The following is a 20,008-nucleotide window of genomic DNA, read 5'->3' as shown; positions in this document are numbered from 1 at the left end:
AGAACACCGATCCGATCAGTGAGGCAGGCCCTGTTGCCCCACTGACCGCGGACATCACCTGACCGTGGCGAGGTCCCTACTCGAACTTGTCTGCGCCGCTTGGGTTTTCGGCGCGCTCGACGTCGGTCGCCCCCAGCGCGGCCACCCAGCCGGTGATCTGCCGGGCGATGTCCTGATCGGTGAGCCCCACCTCAGCGAGCACCTCCTTGCGCGATGCGTGCGCCAGGAACTGTTGCGGCACACCGACATCGCGGCACGGCACGTCGACCTCGGCGCGCCGCAGCGCCGCCGACACCGCGGAGCCGACACCACCGGACACGCCGTGGTCTTCGATCGTGACGACGAGCTTGTGACCGACCGCCAGCTCGCGGATCGCGTCGGGTACCGGCAGCACCCATCGCGGGTCCACCACCGTGACGCCGATGCCCTGGTTGCGCAGCCGCTCGGCCACCGACAGCGCCGTCGGGGCGAACGCGCCGACCGCCACCAGCAGCACGTCCGCGGACAACCCAGCCGCGGGCTCGGCGAGCACATCGACACCGCCGACTCGACGGAGCGCTGAAATGTCCTCTCCCACATCGCCTTTGGGGAAGCGCAGCGCGGTGGGACCGTCGTCGACGTCCAACGCCTCGCCGAGCTCCTCGCGCAGCCGGGCGGCGTCACGGGGCGCGGCCACCCGCATGCCGGGGACAATGCCCAGAATCGACAGATCCCAGGTGCCGTTGTGGCTGGCGCCGTCGTTGCCGGTGATGCCGGCCCGGTCGAGCACCATGGTCACCGGCAGCTTGTGCAGCGCGACGTCCATCATGATCTGGTCGAACGCCCGGTTCAGGAATGTGGAGTAAACGGCCACCACGGGATGCAGGCCGCCCATCGCCAGCCCCGCGGCGGAGGTCAGCGCGTGTTGCTCGGCGATCCCGACGTCGAACAGCCGGTCCGGGAAGCGCTCGCCGAACTTGGACAATCCGGTGGGTCCGGGCATCGCAGCGGTGATCGCCACGATGTCGCGGCGCTGGGCGCCGTAGGCCACCAGTGCGTCGGCGAACGTCGACGTCCAGCCCGGCGCGGCCACCGCGGTGGACAGTCCGGTGTGCACGTCGATGACCCCGCAGGAGTGCATCTGCTCGGCTTCGTCGTTCTCGGCCGGCGCGTATCCCATGCCCTTGCGGGTGACCACGTGCACGATCACCGGCCCGCCATAGCCGCGGGCGCTGCGCAACGCGGTCTCGACGGCGTGTTCGTCGTGTCCGTCGACCGGCCCGACGTACTTCAGCCCGAGGTCGGTGAACATCACTTGCGGAGCCAGCGCGTCCTTGATGCCCACCTTCATGCTGTGCAGCGCCTGGTAGCACAACTCGCCGATCACCGGCATGCCGCGCACAGCGCGCCGGCCGCCTTCGAGCATCCGCTCGTAGCCGGGTTGCAGCCGCAGCCGAGCCAGGTGCTCGGCGAACCCGCCGATCGTCGGGGCGTAGCTGCGCCCGTTGTCGTTGACCACGATCACGATCGGGCGCCCGCCCGCCGCAATGTTGTTCAACGCCTCCCAACACATCCCGCCGGTCAGGGCGCCGTCCCCGACCACGGCGACCACATGGCGGTTGCGGTGGCCAGTCAGCTCAAAGGCCTTCGCCAGCCCGTCGGCGTACGACAGCGCCGACGACGCGTGGCTGGACTCCACCCAGTCGTGGTCGCTTTCGGCCCGACTCGGATAGCCCGACAGGCCGTCCTTCTTGCGCAGGGTGTCGAACCGGTGCGCGCGACCGGTCAGCATCTTGTGCACGTACGCCTGATGGCCGGTGTCGAAGATAAGCGGGTCGTGCGGCGAATCGAAGACGCGGTGCAGGGCCAGCGTCAGCTCCACCACCCCGAGGTTCGGCCCCAGATGCCCGCCGGTGGCAGCGACCTTGTGGATCAGAAACTGCCGGATCTCGTCGGCAAGGTCGGTGAGCTGCTTTTGCGAGAGACGTTGCAGATCTGCAGGACCGCGGATCTGTTCCAGCATTCCGCCAGTGTACGCACGGACGCCGGCCGCAAGTCTGCTATGACGAGGCGGCCGTAAGGATTGCGACGCATTCCACATGGTGGGTCAGCGGGAACGCGTCGAACACCCGCAGCTGCTCCACAGCAAACCCATGCTGACGGTAAAGCGCGACGTCGCGGGCGAACGAGGCAACTTCACAGCCGAAGTGGATCACCCGCGCCACCCCGCTGTCGGCCAGCAGCTTGATCACCTCCTTGGCGGCGCCGGCGCGCGGCGGGTCGAGCACTGCGACGTCGGGCCGCTCACGCAGGCCGGTCAGCACTTTGCGCACCGATCCGTTGACCACCTGCACCTGCGGCAGGTCGGCCAGCGCCCGGGCAGCCGCCGACGACGCCGAGCGCGACATGTCGACGGACAGCACCTGGCCGATCTCGCCGACACCGTCGGCCAGCACCGCCGCGAACAGCCCGACGCCGCCGTACAGATCCCAGGCCGTCATCCCCCGAGCCAGGTCGGCCCAGTCGGCGAGCAGTTCGCTGTACACCCGGGCCGCGTCGCGGTGGGCCTGCCAAAAACCGGTCACCGGAACAAGCCAGGTCCGCTCGCCCACCCGCTGCACCGATTCGCGGCTGCCCTGCACCACGCGGAAGTTGGGTCGCGGAAACCCCCGGCCGCGCGGCCCCCGGCCTACCCACGGACCTGCGCTGACCACGTGCCGCTGCCCGTCGTCGTCGAGCACCACATGCACCTCGGCGCGCGACTCGAACGTGCGGTCGACGACGCCGTCGAGCATGCGCGGCGGCAACTGTCCGCAGTCGGGCGCGGTCACCAGATCGTTGGAGTGATAGCGGTGATAGCCGACCCGGCCGTGCATGTCGACGGCCAGCCGAGCTCGGGTGCGCCAGCCCGTCGCCTCGCCGATCCCCACGCGCTCGGCGACGAGCTGCCCAGGGTTCAAGCCGGCGAGATGCTCGAGCTGGTTCGCCACCACCTGACCCTTGAGGACGCGGGCAGCGTCGGGATCGGCGAACGCCAGGTCGCAGCACCCGGCACCCTGCGGCCCGGCGACCGGGCACAGCGACTCGATCCGGTGCGGCGACGGGTCGACGACCTCGACGGCCTCGGCGTGCCAGTACGCGTGCTTGTCGGCGGTGATCCGCACCCGCACGGTTTCGCCCGGCAGCGCGTAGCGGACGAACACCACGCGGCCCTCGTGGCGCGCCACGCAGCTGCCGCCGTTGGCGGGCGCGCCGACAGTGAGCGTGAGTTCTCGGTGAGCGGCGGGTGCCTCTACGGTCAATCGAGGATTCCGCGGCGGGCGTCACCGGGCGCGCTGTGCGGCTGCAGCGTCTTGAGGCGCTCGGAGGAGCTGAGCTGCCACGGCACCGATGTCACCATGACGCCCGGTTCGAACAGCAACCGGCCTTTCAGCCGCAGCGCGCTCTGGTTGTGCAGCACGTGTTCCCACCAGTGGCCCACGACGTACTCGGGAATGAACACGGTGACCACGGTGCGCGGCGACTCCTGCCTGAGCCGCTTGACGTAGTCGATCACCGGCCGGGTGATCTCGCGGTACGGCGACGCAATCACCTTGAGCGGCACCGTGATATCGCTTTCTTCCCACTTGTGCACCAGGTCGCGGGTCTCGTCGTCGTCGACGTTGACCGTGATCGCCTCCAGCGTGTCGGGCCGGGTGGCCCGCGCGTAGGCCAGCGCACGCAGCGTCGGCAAGTGCAGATTCGACACCAGCACCACCGCATGGTTGCGGCTGGGCAGCACCACGTCGCCCTGCTGCTCCAACTGATCGGCCAGTTCGCGACTCACCGTGTCGTAATGGCGGTGAATCATCTTCATCAGTACGAAGAGTCCCGACATCGCAAGGATCGCGATCCACGCGCCCGCCACGAACTTCGTCAGCACCACGATGATCAGAACCGTGCCAGTGCACAGAAACCCGACGGTGTTGATCACCCGGGAGCGCTGCATCCGCCGGCGCTCCGCGGCGTCCTCCTCAGCGCGCAACAAACGGGTCCAATGCAGCACCATCCCGATCTGGCTCAGCGTGAACGAAACGAACACCCCGACGATGTAGAGCTGGATCAAGGCAGTCACCTCGGCGCGGAACGCGACGACGAACGCGATCGCGGCGAACGCCAGGAACAGGATGCCGTTGGAGAACGCCAGGCGGTCGCCGCGGGTGTGCAGCTGGCGCGGAAGGTAGCGGTCCTGCGCGAGAATCGAACCCAGCACCGGGAAACCGTTGAACGCGGTGTTGGCGGCCAGGACCAAGATCAGCGCGGTGACGCCGGCGATCAAGAACAGCCCCGGCGGGAAGTCGTGGAACACCGATTCCGCGAGCTGGGCGATCAGCGTCTTTTGGTGGTAGTCGGCCGGTGCGCCGATCAGCTGTTCGTGCGGCCGCTCGGCGATTTTGGCGCCGGTGGCCTTGGCCAGCAGGATGATCCCCAAGAACAACGTGACGGCGATGAGGCCGAGCATCAGTAGCGTGGTTGCGGCATTGCGCGACTTCGGTTTTCGGAACGCCGGCACGCCGTTGCTGATCGCCTCCACACCGGTCAGCGCGGCGCAGCCGGACGAAAACGCCCGTGCTACAAGGAACGTCAATGCAAAGCCCATGATGTCGGTGTGTTCGGCGTGCAGCTCGAAGCCGGCCGACTCGGCGCGCAGCGGCGTCTGCAAGACGTACAGCTGGAAGAAGCCCCAGCCGAGCATCAGGTACATGCCGATCATGAACGCGTAGGTGGGGATCGCGAACGCTGTGCCGGATTCCCGTATCCCGCGAAGGTTCGCCGACGCCAGGATCAGGATCGCGGCCACGGCGAACCCGGTTTTGTGCTGCGCGACGAACGGCAGCGCCGAGCCGATGTTGCTCATCGCCGACGACATCGACACCGCGACGGTCAGCACATAGTCGACCAGCAGTGCACTGGCGACGGTCAAGCCCGCGGTGCGCCCGAGGTTGGTGGTCACCACCTCGTAGTCACCGCCGCCGGACGGGTAGGCGTGCACGTTCTGGCGGTAGCTGGCGATCACCACGAGCATTACTGCGGCGACGGCCACACCGATCCACGGAGCCATCGAGTAGGCGGCCAGCCCGGCCACCGACAGCACCAGAAAGATCTCCTCCGGCGCGTACGCCACCGACGACAACGCATCGGAAGCGAACACCGGCAGCGCGATCCGCTTGGGCAGCAGCGTGTGCGCCAGTTTGTCACTGCGGAACGGCCGTCCCAGAAACAGCCGCCGGGCCGCGGTCGAAAGCTTGGACACGAGGACCAACACTATTCGCACCGGGCAGGTGGCTGTAGCGTTGTGCCCACAGTTGTGCGCGCCGCGGGAGGGGCTCCCAGCCACCGGAAAGGACGGAAGTTGCGCGTCGTGGTGATGGGATGCGGCCGCGTCGGCGCCTCGCTGGCCGACGGACTGGCCCGGATCGGCCACGACGTCGCGATCATCGACCGCGACAGCACGGCGTTCCACCGGCTGTCGCCGGAGTTCCCCGGCGAGCGGGTACTGGGCATGGGGTTCGACCGCGATGTGTTGCTGCGGTCCGGCATCGAAGAGGCCGGCGCGTTTGCGGCGGTGTCCTCCGGCGACAACTCGAACATCATCTCGGCGCGGGTGGCGCGCGAAACATTCGGCGTGCAGCGGGTGGTCGCCCGCATCTACGACGCCAAGCGCGCCGCGGTGTACGAGCGGCTGGGCATTCCCACGGTGGCCACCGTGCCGTGGACCACCGACCGGCTGCTGAACGTGCTGACCCGCGAGACCGAAACCACCAAGTGGCGCGACCCGTCGGGCAACGTCGGCGTGGCCGAGGTTGCGCTGCACGAGGACTGGGTGGGCCACCGCGTCACCGACCTGGAAGCGGCGACGGGCGCGCGGGTGGCGTTCATGATCCGGTTCGGCGGCGGTCTGCTGCCCGAGCCGAAAACCGTGATCCAGGCCGGCGATCAGGTGTACATCGCGGCGATCGCAGGACGCATCGCGGAGGCGATGGCCATTGCGGCACTTCCCCCCAGTGAGGACTTGGGTCCATGAAAGTCGCCATCGCCGGGGCCGGCGCCGTCGGGCGCTCGATCGCTCGCGAGCTCATCGAGAACGACCACGAGATCATGCTGCTGGAGCGCAATCCCGAGCACATCGACGTCGACGCAATCCCGGCGGCCCGCTGGCATCTCGGCGACGCCTGCGAATTGTCGCTGCTGGAATCGGTGCACTTGGAGGAGTACGACGTCGTCGTCGCTGCGACCGGTGACGACAAGGCCAACGTGGTGGTGAGCCTGCTGGCCAAGACCGAGTTCGCGGTGCCGCGAGTAGTCGCGCGGGTCAACGACCCCCGCAATGAGTGGCTGTTCGACGACGCGTGGGGCGTCGACGTCGCCGTGTCCACGCCGCGAATGCTGGCCTCACTCGTCGAGGAAGCGGTTGCGGTCGGAGATCTGGTGCGGCTCATGGAATTTCGGCAGGGCCAAGCCAACCTGGTGGAGATCACCCTGCCCGACAACACCCCGTGGGGCGGCAGGCCGGTACGCAAGCTGGAGCTGCCCCGCGACGCTGCGCTGGTGACCATCCTGCGCGGTCCGCGGGTGATCGTGCCCGAGGCCGACGAGCCGCTGGAAGGCGGTGACGAGCTGCTGTTCGTGGCGACCACAGAGGTCGAAGACGAACTGCGCAAGCTGCTGCTGCCAGAGGTGTAGTCGTCGAGAGCGACGTTGTGTCGGTTGCTACTCGACCTTTTCCTGCAGAACGTCACTTTCGCGCTGTTCGGCGTCGTGCACCGCGCGCTGGGCGATCCGGATCGGGAAATACATCGACAGCGCGGCGAGGATCGTCAGCGGCCATCCCATCGCGATCCGCGCCACGCCGAGCCAGTTGGTCTGGCCCAAGTCGTACAGGTAATGCTGCACGAGGAATCGCGACAAGAACACGCCCACCCAGATCAGTGTCGCAATGTCGTAGGCCCACACCGCTTTTCGCACCTTGCGCCAGCTGGAGTCGTGCTCCTTGATGACGCTCCAGATGTAACCCACGATCGGCCGGCGCACCACGACCGAAATCGCGAACACCGCGGCCCAGAACAACGAGCTCCAAATGCCCAACAGGAAATAGCTTTTGCTCTCCCCCATCACATATGCGATCACCGCGCAGATGGCTACGCCGAGGAACCCTTGCACCGCAGGCTGCACGCTTTCCCGCCGGAACAGCCTCCAGACAAGGATCAACGCTGCGACCGCAAGCGCGGAAATGATCGCCGGCATCAGGCCGAACGCCGTTGACACCGGGACGAAAACCACCACCGGCAGTGAGGAGTAGACCAGCCCGCTGACCCCGCCCATCTGGGCCAGCAGCTGCCGCGGAACGTCGCGCTTTTCTTTCACACGGCTTTCGCGGTCGAGGTCGCTCAACGCTGGATTTCGTAGTGGGGGTTGTAAATGGCCTTGGATCCGTTTTCGAGCTTGCCCAGCCGACCGTGCACTCGCAGGGTGCGTCCGGGTTCGATGCCCGCGATCCGCCGCTGGCCCAGCCACACCAGCGTCACCACGTCGGTGCCGTCGAACAGCTCGGCTTTGACCCCGCCGGCGCAGCCCTTCGCATTGGTTTCCACACTGCGCAGCGTGCCGACCATGGTGACTTCCTGACCGCGCTGACAGTCGATCGCCCGCTGGGCGCCGGTACTCGCCGCTTCGTCGGTGAGCTCTTCGGCGTCGAGTTGCTCGGGGTCTTCGGTCAGCCGACGAGTGAGCCGTTTCAGTATTCCGTCGGCCCTGCCATCGGCCACAGCCATGACCCGCTCCTGACACGTCTGTGTGTTTGCATCCTGCCCCCGCAACGGTAGACCTCTTGAAGTCGATCTGCCATGTGACCTAGGAGTTGCTGTGCGTGTCGCGCAGCGAGGCAGGCAGGATCGAACAGTGGCGGTCGACCTGCGCGGAGTGTGGACGGTGCTGCTGCCCGGCACCGGTTCCGACGACGACTACGTCTACCGGGCCTTTTCCCCGTCGTTGCACCGGGCCGGCGCACGGGTCGTCCCGGTGGCACCGCGGCCGGGCGGCCTGGTCGCCGGCTTCCTCGCCGCGCTGGACGACGCGGCGGCCGACGGTCCGATAGCCGTCGGCGGCGTGTCGATCGGCGCAGCGGTCGCGGTGGCGTGGGCGCTTGCTCACCCGCGCCGCGCGGTGGCGGTGATGGCGGCGTTGCCGGCGTGGACCGGCTCGCCGGCGACCGCGCCCGCCGCCCTGGCCGCCCGTCAGTCGGCGCTCGTGCTGCGACGTGACGGCCTGGCCGCAGCGACGGCTCAGATGCGTGCGTCGAGCCCGCCATGGCTTGCCGACGAACTCGCCCGCTCCTGGGCGGCGCAATGGCCGGCACTGCCCGACGCCATGGAAGAGGCGGCCGGCTACGTCGCACCCACCTGCGCGCAGCTCGAACGGCTGACTGTCCCGTTGGGTGTCGTGGGTGCCGTGGATGACCCGGTGCATCCGGTGGACGTGGCTGTCGAGTGGGCTTCCGCGGCGCCGAGGGCAGCCTTGCGCACGGTGACCCTGGACCAATTCGGTGCCGACCCCTCAGCGCTCGGAGCGGCGTGCCTGGCCGCACTCAACGAAGCCTGAGCGCGCTAAGCGCCGCCCATCGAGGTACGCAGCTGCTGCATCGCCGAGCCGGGCGCGGTGCGGCGCGCCGTGGGCTGCGGCGGTTCGTCCTGCTGCTGAGGTTGCTGCTGAGCTTGCTGGGCGGCGGCCTGCTGCTCGGCCGCGGCCCGCAATTGGGCGGCCATCACCTCGGGCAGCTGCACCGGCAGCGGCGTGCGCACCGGCAGCGGCGTGTCGCCTCGGCGAACCACCGTGTCGGCCAACGCATTGCGGGCCTCGGCCGCAAGCGCGTCGATGGTCTGGTCCGGTCCGTTGACCACGCAGCGGACCATCCACCGGTAGCCGTCCACTCCGATGAACCGCACGGTGCCGTTTCCGACGCCCACCACTTCGCGGCCCCACGGGCCGGACTCGATCGACACTTTCGCGCCGTCTTTGCGCAGCGCCTCGGCCAGCTCCGTGGCGACCTCGCGCCACAACCCGGTGCTCTTCGGCGCGGCGTAGGCCGCGATCGTGAACCGCCCGTTGGGCGTGACAACCCAGACCGCGCTCGGCACGCCCATTTCGGTGACGTCGACTTGAAGCTGGCCGGTTTCAGGCACCGGTATCAGAACCGAGCCCAGGTCGAGTCGGGCGACTTCGGCCTGCGCCGGGTCGTCGAAGTCTTCGATGTCGAACGGCCCGTCGACGTCCGGGTCGATGGATTGATTGCCTTCTGCCATCACAAACTCGCATGTCCTCCGGAGGAGCCGTGCCCGCCCTCACCGCGCGTCGTCTGCGCCAGGCCGGCTTCGTCGAACGACGACACCTCGATCAGTTCCGGCAATTCGACCCGCTGCACCAGCAGCTGGGCGATTCGGTCACCGCGGTGCACGACGATCGGCGTGCGGGGATCGAGGTTGATCAGCGCCACCTTGATCTCGCCGCGATAGCCGGCGTCGATGGTGCCGGGACTGTTGACAATCGAAAGTCCAACGCGCGCAGCCAATCCCGAGCGCGGATGCACCAGTCCCACCATCCCGTACGGGATGGCCACCGCGATGCCGGTGGATACCAGCGCCCGCTCGCCGGGACCGAGCTCGACGTCTTGTGCGCTATAGAGGTCGACACCGGCGTCGCCGTCGTGGGCTCGGCTGGGCATCGGCAAGTCGCGGTCCAAGCGCACGACCGCCAGACGGGTGGACACGACCCCAAAGACTACCCTTGGCCGGGTGTCGGCAAGCCCCGCAACGTCGCAATCGGTGCGCTATCGCGAGCGGTTGACGGTGCCGTGGTGGTGGTGGCCGCCGGCGTTCGGGCTGGCCGCGCTGGTGGCGCTGGAGGTCAACCAGGCGGCGCGCCAGCTTCCCGGCTGGGTGTCGTTCGCATTGCTTGGCGCCGTCGCCGCGGGCGTTTTGATCTGGTTCGGCCGCGTGGAAATTCGCGTGGTCGACGGCGCGGAGGGCCCCGAGCTGTGGGCCGGTCCGGCACACCTGCCGGCCGCGGTGGTCAGCCGCTTCGCAGAGATTCCGACATCGGCGAAATCGGCGGCGCTGGGTCGCCAACTCGATCCTGCGGCCTACGTTCTGCATCGACCGTGGGTCGGACCCATGGTGTTGCTCGTTCTCGACGACCCCGATGACCCGACGCCTTATTGGCTGGTGAGCAGTCGCCGCCCGGAGCGCGTGCTAACGGCGCTACAGCAGTCGCCTGCGCCCTGAGCGCCCTTAGGCCGCGCAGTCGGTACAGATCATCCGGCCGTCCTTTTCACTGGCCAGCCGGCTGCGATGGTGAACCAAAAAACAACTGGAACACGTGAACTCGTCGGCTTGCTTCGGAATGACGCGCACCGACAGCTCTTCCCCCGACAGATCCGCACCGGGCAGCTCGAAGGACTCGGCCGACTCCGACTCGTCGACGTCAACCACCGCCGACTGCGCCTCGTTGCGGCGCGCCTTGAGCTCCTCGAGTGAGTCCTCGGACACGTCGTCGGTCTCGGTACGCCGCGGGGCGTCGTAGTCCGTAGCCATCCCCTTGCCCCCTTATCTACTTATTGCAGCAGAGCTTTGTACCAGCCTCGAACGCATCCGCCAAACGATTCGTGCCCGGATTCCGAACTGTTCAACTGTGATTTACATCACACTCCTCACGGGAGTGTTGCGGATCACGTCGGCGCCTGCCTCTACAGTGCAGGGGTGGTCGCGCTCATCACCGAAGGCACCGCCTATGACCGGCACGGACGGCCGTTTCGGCGACGAAACTACACGCCGGCCATCATCGTCGGGGTGGTGCTGCTGCTCGCCACCACCGTCATCTGGGTAATCGCCCTGACCCGTCCTTCCGATGTGCATCAAGCCACCGCCTGCAATCCACCACCCGGGCCGAGCGACCCGTCGCAGCCGACGCTGGGCGAAGAAGTCTCGCGCGCCAATATGACCGACGTGGCGCCGGCCAAGCTGGCCGACGTGAAGGTCAGGGTGCTCAACGCCAGCGGGCAGGGCGGACAGGCCGCCACGGTGGCCGACGGCCTTCGCGATTTGGGCTTCGGTCAGCCCAGTGCCGACAACGACGCCGTCTACGCCAACACCAGGCTGGTGTGTCAAGGGCAGATCAGATTCGGTAAGGCCGGTCAGGCGGCCGCGGCGGCGGTCTGGCTGGTCGCGCCGTGCGTCGAGCTGTATCAGGACCAACGTCCCGACGACACGGTTGACTTGGCGCTGGGCACGGAGTTCAAGGCGCTGAGCCACAGCGACGACATCGACGCGATGCTGGCCAGCCTGCGACCTGAGGCGGCCGCACCGCCGGATCTTTCGCTGCTGCCGAAGATCCACGACAACTCGTGCTAGCCGTCGGGCAGCCGATCGTGGGCCCCTAGGCGCTCGAGCAGTTCGTGAAGTTCGGCAGCGATACCCGGTGCCGCCACCAACGTCAGGTCGGGCCCGTCGGCTTGCGGTAGCTGAACATGGGCGCCGGCTTCGGCGGCGATCAGCGCAGCGGCCGCCCAGTCCCAGCGGTTGAGCCCATGCTCGTAGTGGGCGTCCAGCAGGCCGCTGGCCACCATGCAGAGATCCAGCGCGGCCGAGCCTGCCCGGCGAATGTCGCGTACGCGGGGCAGCACGCCGGTCAGCACCTGGGCCTGAGCGGCGCGCCGCTGCGGTGAATACCCGAAGCCGGTGCCGACCAGTGCCATCGACAATTCGTGAAGCTCATTGCACTGCAAGGTTTTTGACAGTCCGTGTCCGTCGACCATGCGCGCCCCCAGCCCCCTGGCCGCGGAATACACCTGGTAGCGCGTCACGTCAGCAACCGCGCCTGCCACCGACACGCCGCCGCGCTGGGCGGCCACAGACACCGCATAGGCGGGTATTCCGTACACGAAGTTGACCGTGCCGTCGATCGGGTCGAGCACCCAGGTGACCGCGTCAGCGTCGGCGTCGACGCCCGATCCGCCGCCCTCTTCCCCCAGCACCGGTTCGCCGGGACGCAGCCGGGCCAACCGGTCGCGCAGCCGCCGCTCAGTCTCGGTGTCCACCACGGTCACCGGATCGGTGCGCGTGCTCTTCGACTGCACCACGTCGTCGGAATCTTGCCGGCCGCCGCCGAAGACGTCGGCGCGACGAGCGCGCACGAACTCGGCCGCCTCCGCCGCCAGTTTCTCAGCCACCGAGCGCAGTTCGGCCGCGTCGTCGTCGCGTACGGTCACCGCAACATCGCAGCACGCGAATCCCGACTCGCGCCAGCGGCAGCCAGTAGGGTTGGGGTCGCGTCGACTGCCGCCGCCTCGCCCAGGAGTGCCCATGACCGCCACCGACACCCCGATCACCGACAGCGCAAGGCCCGCCGGCGCGCGTCGTCGCGGGTTCGGCGTGGACGTCGGCGGAAGCGGCGTCAAAGGCGGAATCGTGGACCTGCAGACCGGCCAGTTGATCGGCGACCGGTTCAAGCTGCCGACGCCGCAGCCGGCCACTCCCGAGGCCGTGGCCAAGACGATCACGGCCGTGGTCAGGGAGTTCGGCTGGACCGAGCCGCTGGGCGTGACGTATCCCGGCGTGGTCACCAACGGCGTGATCCGCACGGCTGCCAATGTCGACAAGGCGTGGATCGGCCTCGAGGCCACCAAAGTGATCGGCGCGGCACTCGACGGGCAGCCGGTGACCGTGCTCAACGACGCCGACGCGGCGGGCCTGGCCGAAGAAAGGTTCGGGGCGGGCAAAGACCAGACCGGCGTCATCGTGCTGCTGACGTTCGGCACCGGTATCGGCTCGGCGGTGATCCACAACGGCGTGCTGCTGCCCAACACCGAATTCGGCCACATCGAAGTGGGCGGAATGGAGGCCGAGCACCGGGCTGCGTCGTCGGTGAAGGAAAAGCACGGCTGGAGCTACAAGCGCTGGGCGCCCGAAGTGACCAAAGTGCTGGTGGCGATCGAGAACGCGATCTGGCCGGATTTGTTCATCGCCGGCGGCGGCATCAGCCGCAAAGCCGACAAATGGATCCCACTGCTCAAGTGCCGCACCCCGGTGGTTGCAGCAGCGCTGCAGAACACAGCCGGAATCGTCGGCGCGGCAATGGCCGCAGAGGTCGATGTGACCAGCACGATCAGCCCGCTCAGCGGGGTTTGAGCGGGCACTGTCGTTACAATGGTCGTCGGCGGCCGCAAATCGAAGACAGCGGCGAGAATCAAAGACTGAAACAACACGCCGACATTCGACACAGCGCAAGGCAGCCGCAACTGGGCCGCTCCAGGTGAGGCCCCTGCGCAACGCTGGCGATGTCGGCAGACGCGAAAGGGTGTACGTGGCAGCGACGAAGGCAAGCCAGGCGACCGAAGAGCCGGCGAAGCGCACCGCTACCAAGACCCCCGCCAAGCGGACAGCGGCCAAGGCGTCCGCGCCGGCCAAGCGCGCGACGAAGGCGACGAAGACAGCTCATTCGAAGTCGACGGCGGCTAAGGCGCCCGATAAGGCAGCCGCGAAGGCAACCACCAAGCCCCGGACTGCCCGCGACGAGGCGGTTGAGGCCGAACCGGCCAAGGCGCCCTCGCGCAGCCGGTCGAAGAAGGCGACGTCGCCAGAGTCCGTCGACACCAAGGGCGCCGGCGTCGAAGACGCCGCCGAAGAACTCGACACCGATCTCGAACTCGAGGAGCCGGTCGACGACATCGTCGTCGACGATGCGGATCTGGAACTCGAGGACCTCGAAGAGGAAGTGGACGAGGACGCCGCCGAGGAGGCCGAGGAGGCCGAAGGCGAGAGCGAGACCGCCGAAGCGAGCGAGGAGTTGCCGGCCGCCGAGGACGACGAGATCGCCGAACCGAGCGAGAAGGACAAGGCGTCGGGCGACTTCGTCTGGGACGAAGAGGAATCCGAAGCGCTGCGCCAGGCCCGCAAGGATGCCGAACTGACCGCATCAGCCGACTCGGTGCGCGCCTACCTCAAGCAGATCGGCAAGGTGGCGCTGCTCAACGCCGAGGAGGAAGTGGAGCTGGCCAAGCGGATCGAAGCCGGCCTGTACGCCACGCAGCTGATGGCCGAGATGGCCGAGCGCGGCGAGAAGCTGCCCCCCGCTCAGCGTCGCGACATGATGTGGATCTGCCGTGACGGCGATCGTGCGAAAAACCATCTCCTCGAAGCGAACCTGCGACTCGTGGTGTCGCTGGCCAAGCGTTACACCGGCCGCGGCATGGCGTTCTTGGACCTCATCCAAGAGGGCAACCTCGGTTTGATCCGCGCGGTCGAAAAGTTCGACTACACAAAGGGTTACAAGTTCTCGACCTACGCCACCTGGTGGATCAGGCAGGCAATCACCCGCGCGATGGCAGATCAGGCGCGCACCATCCGTATTCCGGTGCACATGGTCGAGGTGATCAACAAGCTCGGCCGCATTCAGCGGGAACTGTTGCAGGACTTGGGCCGCGAGCCGACGCCCGAAGAGCTGGCCAAGGAAATGGACATCACGCCCGAGAAGGTGCTGGAGATTCAGCAGTACGCGCGTGAACCGATCAGCCTGGACCAGACCATCGGCGACGAAGGCGACTCGCAGCTGGGCGATTTCATCGAAGACTCCGAGGCCGTGGTGGCCGTCGACGCGGTGAGCTTCACGCTGTTGCAGGATCAGCTCCAGTCGGTGCTGGAGACGCTGTCGGAGCGCGAGGCCGGCGTGGTGCGGCTGCGGTTCGGGCTCACCGACGGACAGCCGCGCACGCTCGACGAGATCGGTCAGGTGTACGGCGTCACGCGCGAACGCATCCGCCAGATCGAGAGCAAGACGATGTCAAAGTTGCGCCACCCCAGCCGTTCTCAGGTATTGCGCGACTACCTGGACTGAGCGCGCTGCTCAGCCGTTTCTGGTCAGGCCGATCACGACATCGGGTTGCTGCGGATTCGCGTAGTGAATGGTCAGAATCAACGAGCTGTTGTCGACTGACACCTGCGCGCCGTTCGAGTCGTTGCCCGTCCACGTATTGCCCTGCCGGCGCAGGTCCCACGCGTTGATATGTAGGCAATCGGGTCCGCATTCGGTTACGGGCCAGTTGACTGTGCCACCAACCTTTTTCCCCGACGCTCCTGGGTCGAGCATGGTCGCGGTGTAATTGCCGGGGGTCAGATCAGCCCATGCCGGGCTCGCCAGGCCAACCGCAGCACCGGCAAGCAAGGCCCCGATCGCTAGTCCTCGAGTAATCGTCGTCATTTCGCCGCCTCCTTCGCCCGAGACGTCTTTGTCAGGGGATGCGAAGCAGTATCACAAGCGATCGACAGCATTGTCTCAGCAATCAGCAAACCGTCCCGACAATTGTGTGGCGGCTTCTGCGTCGGCTATCAGCATTGCTGTTACACGACAGCAAACTATCGGCATTGCCCGTGCCGCCTGATGCACTGCTGACGAGCGGAAAACGTTGTCCCACAACGCTTTCCGCGAACCCTTCGGAATGCCCGGCTCCGCTACAACCGACCAGCCGCAAACGACCCCGCCTGCGCCGCCAGCCCAGACGTCACATACGACAGGTGCGCGGCGGAAAACATCTCGTCGCGACTCGGTACCGACACGATCCCCGGCGAGCAGATCGGGTCTCCCGGCGCGCACAAGTCGATGGCCTTCGCTCCATACAGCGGGCTGATCACGTTCAGTGGCGCACCCACATACCTGTCCGCCGGGTTTCCCAAAACAGCAACGGCGGCAACATGATCCGCGACGTCCGGCGGCATCGGCGCCGGCTCGAAACCCCCGATCGGAACCGGTACCGCGGTGATCAAATCGATCACGATCGCGCCCTGCGAGTATCCGCCGAGCACCAACTTGGTGTTGGGACAGCTCGCCGCCGTCGCCTGCACATGAGCGCTGGCATCCGCAGCACCGGTCGACGCCGACGGGGCGAAGTCCTCACTGGCCGGATAGTTCACCGCATACACCCCGACCGACCTCCCGCCGGCTCGGGAACGGAGAGCATCGACGAACGCCTGACCAACTCCCCCGATGCCGGGCGGCTCCGTCGTCGCCCGAGCGAAGACCACCTCCACGTCGGGACACGGCGCTGCGCCGGCCGGCGGCGATCCAGTCACCAGCGCGCAGGTTGTCAACGCCGCGGCGCACAACGCCGGCAGAGGATGCAATTTCATGCGTTCGATATCCCCACATCTGGCGCTGCCAAACGCCGGCCCGCCATCCAGGACGGATGGCGGGCCGACCGCAGGTGCTGCTGTTAGCCCACGCCCTGGTTTCCGGTCGCGCAACGCGACACCAGGATGCGGCCTCCGCCGTTCTTGGCCAGCGCTTGCTGCTCGGCATCGGCGAGGGTCGGGCCGTACCAGCCGTAGTAGTTGTCGTACTGCCCGTACACGCCGCGGTCGCCGACCGCCAGCGCCGCGCACCAGTTCTGAGCCCATGCGATGAACACGCAGTGTGAGCCGCCGTGGTTCTGGCACTCGACGAGCGAGCGGATCCGCGCGCCGTCCAGGTCGTTGTAGTTGTTGCCCCAGCCGTAGACACCGGTCTCCGGTGAGAACGAGATCGCGACGTACTTGTCTTGTGCATTGGCCGGTGCGGCGGTGCTCACAGCCCCGGCGACCACTGCACCGGCGGCCAACAGCATCGCGGCGGCAGCCGCCTTCGTCCGCCGGTTCTGGGACTTGGTTTGGATGGTGGACATGGTGTCTCCTTCGGGTGGCGCAACCTCCGGTGGGCTGCGTTCACCTGCTAGGAGCGACCACTCGCCCCGGCGGGGACACTTTTTCCGGAATCTTTATGACGAAGTCGATGGGCCTCCCCAGAGCCGCCATTGCGGCCTGGCCGGCTCGGCAACCTCAGCTGCGCGCGCGCACCTTGTACGTCGACGGCCACGACTGTCGCGACTCGTCGCCCACCAGCGGAGTGCCCTTGCCCCCGACCTTGACGTCGTAGGGCTCCTTGCCCGGTCCCACTTCGCGTTTGGCGTGCTCCTGCGCCAGGTAGTACAGCTCGTCGATCGTGGCTTCGGAGTACGCCACGAACGTGGTCTGACGGACCACATCCTCGGGCGCGGGCGCCATCCGCTCCGGCAGCAACCGCGACGCCAACGCCGCCAGCCCCAGCAGCGCGAACGGAATCACCCAGTAACAGACGAACGACAGCGGGGTCGTCGTGTCGAGAATCGTCGCATCGCCTTGAATGATCGGCGGAATCGCCGACGACACTGTCATCCCGGCGAATGCGGCGACCCATATCCACGTCAGCAGCGTGGTGATGTGGCCGAAAAGCTCACTTTCGATCACCTCGGGCGGCTGACCCACTTCGGCGAATTCACGCACGAACGGCCTTCCGATCAGTACACCGATGAGCGCAACGAGGAAGATGCCGGCGTTGCTCAACGGCTGCATCCAGCGTTCCAGGAACGACTGGCTCACCGTGAACGTCAGCACCCCGAGCACCACAAATGTTGCGACAGCACCGATTTCGAGCGTCCGCGCGGGCGCACTCTTAACGCGTGCAATGACGAACGACAGCACGGCAATGCCGAGCGCCACCAGCACCGCAGCGGTGAAGGGGACATTGCCGACCAGCACCCAGTAGACGACCCACGGCGCGAAACCCAAGAGAATTCCCACGGACGGTCAGTGTAGGGAGGCACTTGGATACGCTCCGCAGGGTGCGGCGCAACGTGTCTTCCGGCTCGCCTTTTGAATCGGCAGTGGGTTATGCGCGCGCGGTCCGGGTCGGGCCACACATCGCGGTCTCCGGCACCACCGGCAGCGGCACCGATGTCGCCGCTCAGACCCGCGACGCGCTGCACCGGATCGATGCCGCACTGCGTGAAGTGGGCGGCTCACTGGCCGACGTGATCCGCACTCGCATCTATGTCACCGACATCAGCCAGTGGCGTCGCGTCGGCGCGGCGCACGCCGAGGTGTTCGGCGACATCCGGCCCGCGGCCACCATGGTCGAGGTCTCCGCGCTCATCGACCCGGCGCTGCTAGTCGAGATCGAGGCCGACGCCTACGTCGCCGACTGAAGCGGCGGAAACCGGCCGTCCGGCCCGGGCCGATATTCGCTCACCGCGAAAACCGCCCGCACCGGCAGCGGACCGTACAGGTGCGGGAACATCATCGAGGCGGGATCCGTTGCTACTCCGGGCTCCCAGCGCACCGGCCCTTCAAGCCGTGAGGGATCGATGTGCAGGAGCACGAGGTCGGTTCGCCCGGCGTAGAGCCGGTTGGCCGGAAGGTGCACTTGTTCGGGTGTGGACAGATGCACGAAGCCGGCCTCCCGTAGCGACGGCGGGCGGTATTCGCCGACTCGTCGCGCGTCCGCCCAATCTGTTGCTGAACAGAGATGTAACAGGACAGACATCTGGGTAACCATGCGCCTACTACGGGCGATGTGAAACGTGAGACACGACACACCCGCAGCGGGCTTCGGAACAAAGCCGAACGGGAAAGTGTCTGTCACAGTTAGAGACGCGAGAGGGGCCCACAGCCACAACGCGAGAAGGGAACACCGATGACCGCAACGCTTACCAGTCCGGAACTCACCAGGGCTGACCGCTGCGATCGCTGCGGTGCTGCGGCTCGCGTTCGGGCCAAGTTGCCCTCCGGAGGCGAACTGCTCTTCTGCCAGCACCACGCCAACAAGCACGAGGCCAAGCTGGTCGAGCTGGCGGCGGTGCTCGAGGTGAGCGCCGTCGAGGCGTAACCGCCGGGGTGCTGGGCAGGCGCACCGTCGTTCAGCAATGCTGGACGGGTCATGACTGACCAAGCGCCGGCGCGAGTGTCCAAACACCAGGTTCGCCACGTCGTCATCCGGACGCTAGGCAAGGCTTGGGACGACTCAATATTTTCCGAGTCGGCGCAAGCTGCGTTCTGGCAAGTGCTGTCGCTTCCCCCGCTGTTGCTGGGGCTTCTCGGCAGCCTCGCCTACATCGCGCCGTTCTTCGGTCCGGACACACTGCCCACGATCGAGCACCGGCTCGTCAGCGCCGCGAACAGTTTCTTCTCCCCCAGCGTGGTCAACGAGATCATCGCGCCGACGATCACCGACATCGTGCAAGGGGCTCGCGGTGAAGTGGTGTCACTTGGCTTCGTGATCTCGCTATGGGCGGGATCGTCGGCGATTTCGGCGTTCGTCGATTCGGTCGTGGAAGCGCACGGCCAGACACCGCTGCGCCATCCGGTGCGGCAGCGGTTCTTCGCGCTGGGCATCTACGTGGCGATGTTGGTCGTCGCGATCGTGGTGATGCCGTTGATCGCGCTGGGCCCGCAAAAGATCGCGCAGTGGATTCCCGACAGTTGGAACACGGTATTGCAGTACTGCTACTACCCGGTGCTCGGACTGGGCCTGGTGCTCATCGTGACTGTGCTCTACCGGGTGTCGTTGCCGAACCCGCTGCCCACCCATCGCCTCGTCCTCGGGGCGGTGCTGGCCACGTTGGTGTTCCTGCTGGCCAGCTACGTGCTGCGGCTGTATCTGCAGTGGATCACCAGCACCGGCTACACCTACGGCGCGCTGGCCACCCCGATCGCCTTCTTGCTGTTCGCGTTCTTCCTCGGGTTCGCGGTTGTGATCGGCGCCGAACTCAACAACGCGATCCAGGAGCAGTGGCCAGCACCGGACACCCATGCCCGGCGGTTGCGGTGGTGGCTCAAGGCACGGGCCGAAGAGATCGTCGCCGACGAACCGCAACCCGAACCGCAACCGGCGACGGCCGAGCGGATCAGCCCCTCTTGAGCGTTTCGTAGATCCGCTTGCAATCCGGGCACACGGGCGATCCCGGCTTGGGAGAGCGGGTCACCGGGAACACTTCGCCGCACAGCGCCACCACGTGGGTGCCCATCACGGCGCTCTCGGCGATCTTGTCCTTCTTCACGTAATGGAAGTACTTCGGGGTGTCGCTGTCGGTCCCGTCGTCGACGCGTTCGTCGGGCTTGGTGCGCTCGATCGTGTCGGTCTGCATGCTCGCCATTGT

At 67.1% G+C, this 20,008-nt stretch carries 25 protein-coding genes; 10 read left to right on the top strand and 15 right to left on the bottom strand.

The features are described 5' to 3' along the window. Nucleotides 1–76 precede the first annotated feature (76 nt). Genes dxs through AC5Y4C_RS06275 form a run of 3 tightly spaced genes read right to left on the bottom strand, consistent with a single transcriptional unit; the run spans nt 77 to nt 5,272 of the window. Nucleotides 77–2,002: a 1-deoxy-D-xylulose-5-phosphate synthase gene (gene dxs, locus AC5Y4C_RS06285; RefSeq protein WP_499964287.1), complete on the bottom strand. Its 1,926-nt coding sequence runs from the start codon at nt 2,000–2,002 to the stop codon at nt 77–79. A 37-nt stretch (nt 2,003–2,039) separates the two neighbouring features. Then, on the bottom strand, nt 2,040–3,281 hold the full coding sequence (locus AC5Y4C_RS06280; RefSeq protein WP_499964285.1) for a class I SAM-dependent RNA methyltransferase: 1,242 nt from the start codon (nt 3,279–3,281) through the stop codon (nt 2,040–2,042). Continuing rightward, a complete protein-coding gene (locus AC5Y4C_RS06275; protein WP_499910543.1) occupies nt 3,278–5,272 on the bottom strand; it encodes an APC family permease in 1,995 nt (664 codons plus the stop codon). Before AC5Y4C_RS06275 ends, AC5Y4C_RS06280 begins: the two co-directional genes overlap by 4 nt. Before the next feature lie 99 nt (nt 5,273–5,371). Here AC5Y4C_RS06275 and AC5Y4C_RS06270 point away from each other — a divergent pair, with 99 nt between their 5' ends. Both AC5Y4C_RS06270 and AC5Y4C_RS06265 read left to right on the top strand, forming a co-directional pair. Continuing rightward, nucleotides 5,372–6,043 carry a potassium channel family protein gene (locus AC5Y4C_RS06270; RefSeq protein ID WP_499910541.1) on the top strand — a complete coding sequence of 224 codons (672 nt, stop codon included), beginning with the start codon at nt 5,372–5,374 and terminating at the stop codon, nt 6,041–6,043. Further along, nucleotides 6,040–6,702 (top strand): potassium channel family protein, encoded by a 663-nt coding sequence (locus AC5Y4C_RS06265; protein WP_499910538.1) that lies wholly within the window; start codon nt 6,040–6,042, stop codon nt 6,700–6,702. The genes AC5Y4C_RS06270 and AC5Y4C_RS06265 overlap by 4 nt, the downstream gene beginning before the upstream one ends. A 27-nt stretch (nt 6,703–6,729) precedes the next feature. On the opposite strand, the gene AC5Y4C_RS06260 is transcribed toward AC5Y4C_RS06265, so the two are convergent. Further along, on the bottom strand, nt 6,730–7,341 hold the full coding sequence (locus tag AC5Y4C_RS06260; RefSeq protein ID WP_499964405.1) for a DUF3159 domain-containing protein: 612 nt from the start codon (nt 7,339–7,341) through the stop codon (nt 6,730–6,732). Nucleotides 7,342–7,406: 65 nt separating this feature from the next. Next, complete coding sequence (locus AC5Y4C_RS06255) at nt 7,407–7,790, bottom strand: OB-fold nucleic acid binding domain-containing protein (RefSeq protein WP_499910535.1); 384 nt, start codon at nt 7,788–7,790, stop codon at nt 7,407–7,409. A 127-nt stretch (nt 7,791–7,917) separates the two neighbouring features. Between AC5Y4C_RS06255 and AC5Y4C_RS06250 the strand changes: the two genes are divergently transcribed. Continuing rightward, complete coding sequence (locus tag AC5Y4C_RS06250) at nt 7,918–8,616, top strand: serine aminopeptidase domain-containing protein (RefSeq protein ID WP_500008099.1); 699 nt, start codon at nt 7,918–7,920, stop codon at nt 8,614–8,616. A gap of 5 nt (nt 8,617–8,621) precedes the next feature. Here AC5Y4C_RS06250 and AC5Y4C_RS06245 read toward each other — a convergent pair whose 3' ends face one another. Both AC5Y4C_RS06245 and dut read right to left on the bottom strand, forming a co-directional pair. Next, entirely contained in the window at nt 8,622–9,317 is a 696-nt protein-coding gene (locus tag AC5Y4C_RS06245; RefSeq protein WP_499910531.1) for a DUF3710 domain-containing protein, read from the bottom strand. Then, nucleotides 9,317–9,781, bottom strand: a complete 465-nt coding sequence (gene dut, locus AC5Y4C_RS06240) for a dUTP diphosphatase (RefSeq protein ID WP_499910529.1) — start codon at nt 9,779–9,781, stop codon at nt 9,317–9,319. The genes AC5Y4C_RS06245 and dut overlap by 1 nt, the downstream gene beginning before the upstream one ends. Nucleotides 9,782–9,806: 25 nt before the next feature. Here dut and AC5Y4C_RS06235 point away from each other — a divergent pair, with 25 nt between their 5' ends. Further along, a complete protein-coding gene (locus AC5Y4C_RS06235; protein ID WP_499964281.1) occupies nt 9,807–10,295 on the top strand; it encodes a DUF3093 domain-containing protein in 489 nt (162 codons plus the stop codon). A 6-nt stretch (nt 10,296–10,301) separates the two neighbouring features. On the opposite strand, the gene AC5Y4C_RS06230 is transcribed toward AC5Y4C_RS06235, so the two are convergent. After that, a complete protein-coding gene (locus tag AC5Y4C_RS06230; RefSeq protein ID WP_499910525.1) occupies nt 10,302–10,604 on the bottom strand; it encodes a DUF4193 domain-containing protein in 303 nt (100 codons plus the stop codon). Nucleotides 10,605–10,769: 165 nt separating this feature from the next. On the opposite strand from AC5Y4C_RS06230, the gene cei reads away from it, so the two are divergent. Then, nucleotides 10,770–11,420, top strand: a complete 651-nt coding sequence (gene cei, locus AC5Y4C_RS06225; protein ID WP_499910523.1) for an envelope integrity protein Cei — start codon at nt 10,770–10,772, stop codon at nt 11,418–11,420. Here cei and AC5Y4C_RS06220 read toward each other — a convergent pair. Then, nucleotides 11,417–12,277, bottom strand: a complete 861-nt coding sequence (locus tag AC5Y4C_RS06220; protein WP_499964279.1) for an inositol monophosphatase family protein — start codon at nt 12,275–12,277, stop codon at nt 11,417–11,419. The two genes, cei and AC5Y4C_RS06220, sit on opposite strands and share 4 nt — an antisense overlap. Nucleotides 12,278–12,371: 94 nt before the next feature. Here AC5Y4C_RS06220 and ppgK point away from each other — a divergent pair, with 94 nt between their 5' ends. After that, nucleotides 12,372–13,196: a polyphosphate--glucose phosphotransferase gene (gene ppgK, locus AC5Y4C_RS06215; RefSeq protein WP_499964277.1), complete on the top strand. Its 825-nt coding sequence runs from the start codon at nt 12,372–12,374 to the stop codon at nt 13,194–13,196. A 175-nt stretch (nt 13,197–13,371) separates the two neighbouring features. Further along, entirely contained in the window at nt 13,372–14,901 is a 1,530-nt protein-coding gene (locus tag AC5Y4C_RS06210; protein ID WP_499910517.1) for an RNA polymerase sigma factor, read from the top strand. Between the two features lie 9 nt (nt 14,902–14,910). Here AC5Y4C_RS06210 and AC5Y4C_RS06205 read toward each other — a convergent pair whose 3' ends face one another. The 4 genes from AC5Y4C_RS06205 to AC5Y4C_RS06190 all read right to left on the bottom strand — a co-directional run bounded on the left by AC5Y4C_RS06205 (nt 14,911) and on the right by AC5Y4C_RS06190 (nt 17,654). Further along, nucleotides 14,911–15,264, bottom strand: coding sequence for a hypothetical protein (locus AC5Y4C_RS06205; RefSeq protein WP_499910515.1), 354 nt, complete (start codon nt 15,262–15,264; stop codon nt 14,911–14,913). Nucleotides 15,265–15,515: 251 nt separating this feature from the next. Continuing rightward, a complete protein-coding gene (locus AC5Y4C_RS06200) occupies nt 15,516–16,190 on the bottom strand; it encodes a cutinase family protein (RefSeq protein WP_499963022.1) in 675 nt (224 codons plus the stop codon). 83 nt (nt 16,191–16,273) lie between these two features. Further along, nucleotides 16,274–16,720 carry a DUF4189 domain-containing protein gene (locus AC5Y4C_RS06195; protein WP_499963024.1) on the bottom strand — a complete coding sequence of 149 codons (447 nt, stop codon included), beginning with the start codon at nt 16,718–16,720 and terminating at the stop codon, nt 16,274–16,276. A gap of 154 nt (nt 16,721–16,874) precedes the next feature. After that, nucleotides 16,875–17,654 carry a hypothetical protein gene (locus AC5Y4C_RS06190; RefSeq protein WP_499963026.1) on the bottom strand — a complete coding sequence of 260 codons (780 nt, stop codon included), beginning with the start codon at nt 17,652–17,654 and terminating at the stop codon, nt 16,875–16,877. Between the two features lie 41 nt (nt 17,655–17,695). On the opposite strand from AC5Y4C_RS06190, the gene AC5Y4C_RS06185 reads away from it, so the two are divergent. Continuing rightward, nucleotides 17,696–18,058 carry a RidA family protein gene (locus AC5Y4C_RS06185; RefSeq protein ID WP_499963028.1) on the top strand — a complete coding sequence of 121 codons (363 nt, stop codon included), beginning with the start codon at nt 17,696–17,698 and terminating at the stop codon, nt 18,056–18,058. Here AC5Y4C_RS06185 and AC5Y4C_RS06180 read toward each other — a convergent pair. Further along, complete coding sequence (locus AC5Y4C_RS06180) at nt 18,043–18,396, bottom strand: DUF952 domain-containing protein (protein ID WP_499963030.1); 354 nt, start codon at nt 18,394–18,396, stop codon at nt 18,043–18,045. The genes AC5Y4C_RS06185 and AC5Y4C_RS06180 overlap by 16 nt on opposite strands. A 150-nt stretch (nt 18,397–18,546) precedes the next feature. Between AC5Y4C_RS06180 and AC5Y4C_RS06175 the strand changes: the two genes are divergently transcribed. Further along, nucleotides 18,547–18,738, top strand: coding sequence for a DUF7455 domain-containing protein (locus AC5Y4C_RS06175; RefSeq protein ID WP_499910502.1), 192 nt, complete (start codon nt 18,547–18,549; stop codon nt 18,736–18,738). A 51-nt stretch (nt 18,739–18,789) separates the two neighbouring features. Beyond that, complete coding sequence (locus AC5Y4C_RS06170; RefSeq protein ID WP_499963032.1) at nt 18,790–19,770, top strand: YihY/virulence factor BrkB family protein; 981 nt, start codon at nt 18,790–18,792, stop codon at nt 19,768–19,770. Here the strand turns inward: AC5Y4C_RS06170 and AC5Y4C_RS06165 are convergent. Then, nucleotides 19,757–19,996: a DUF3039 domain-containing protein gene (locus AC5Y4C_RS06165; protein ID WP_499910498.1), complete on the bottom strand. Its 240-nt coding sequence runs from the start codon at nt 19,994–19,996 to the stop codon at nt 19,757–19,759. The genes AC5Y4C_RS06170 and AC5Y4C_RS06165 overlap by 14 nt on opposite strands. Between the last annotated feature and the right edge of the window lie 12 nt (nt 19,997–20,008).

The organism is Mycobacterium sp. NGS35 (assembly GCF_059812855.1).
Note: the sequence above shows the minus strand (reverse complement) of the source record. Positions and strands in the feature narration are given on the sequence as shown.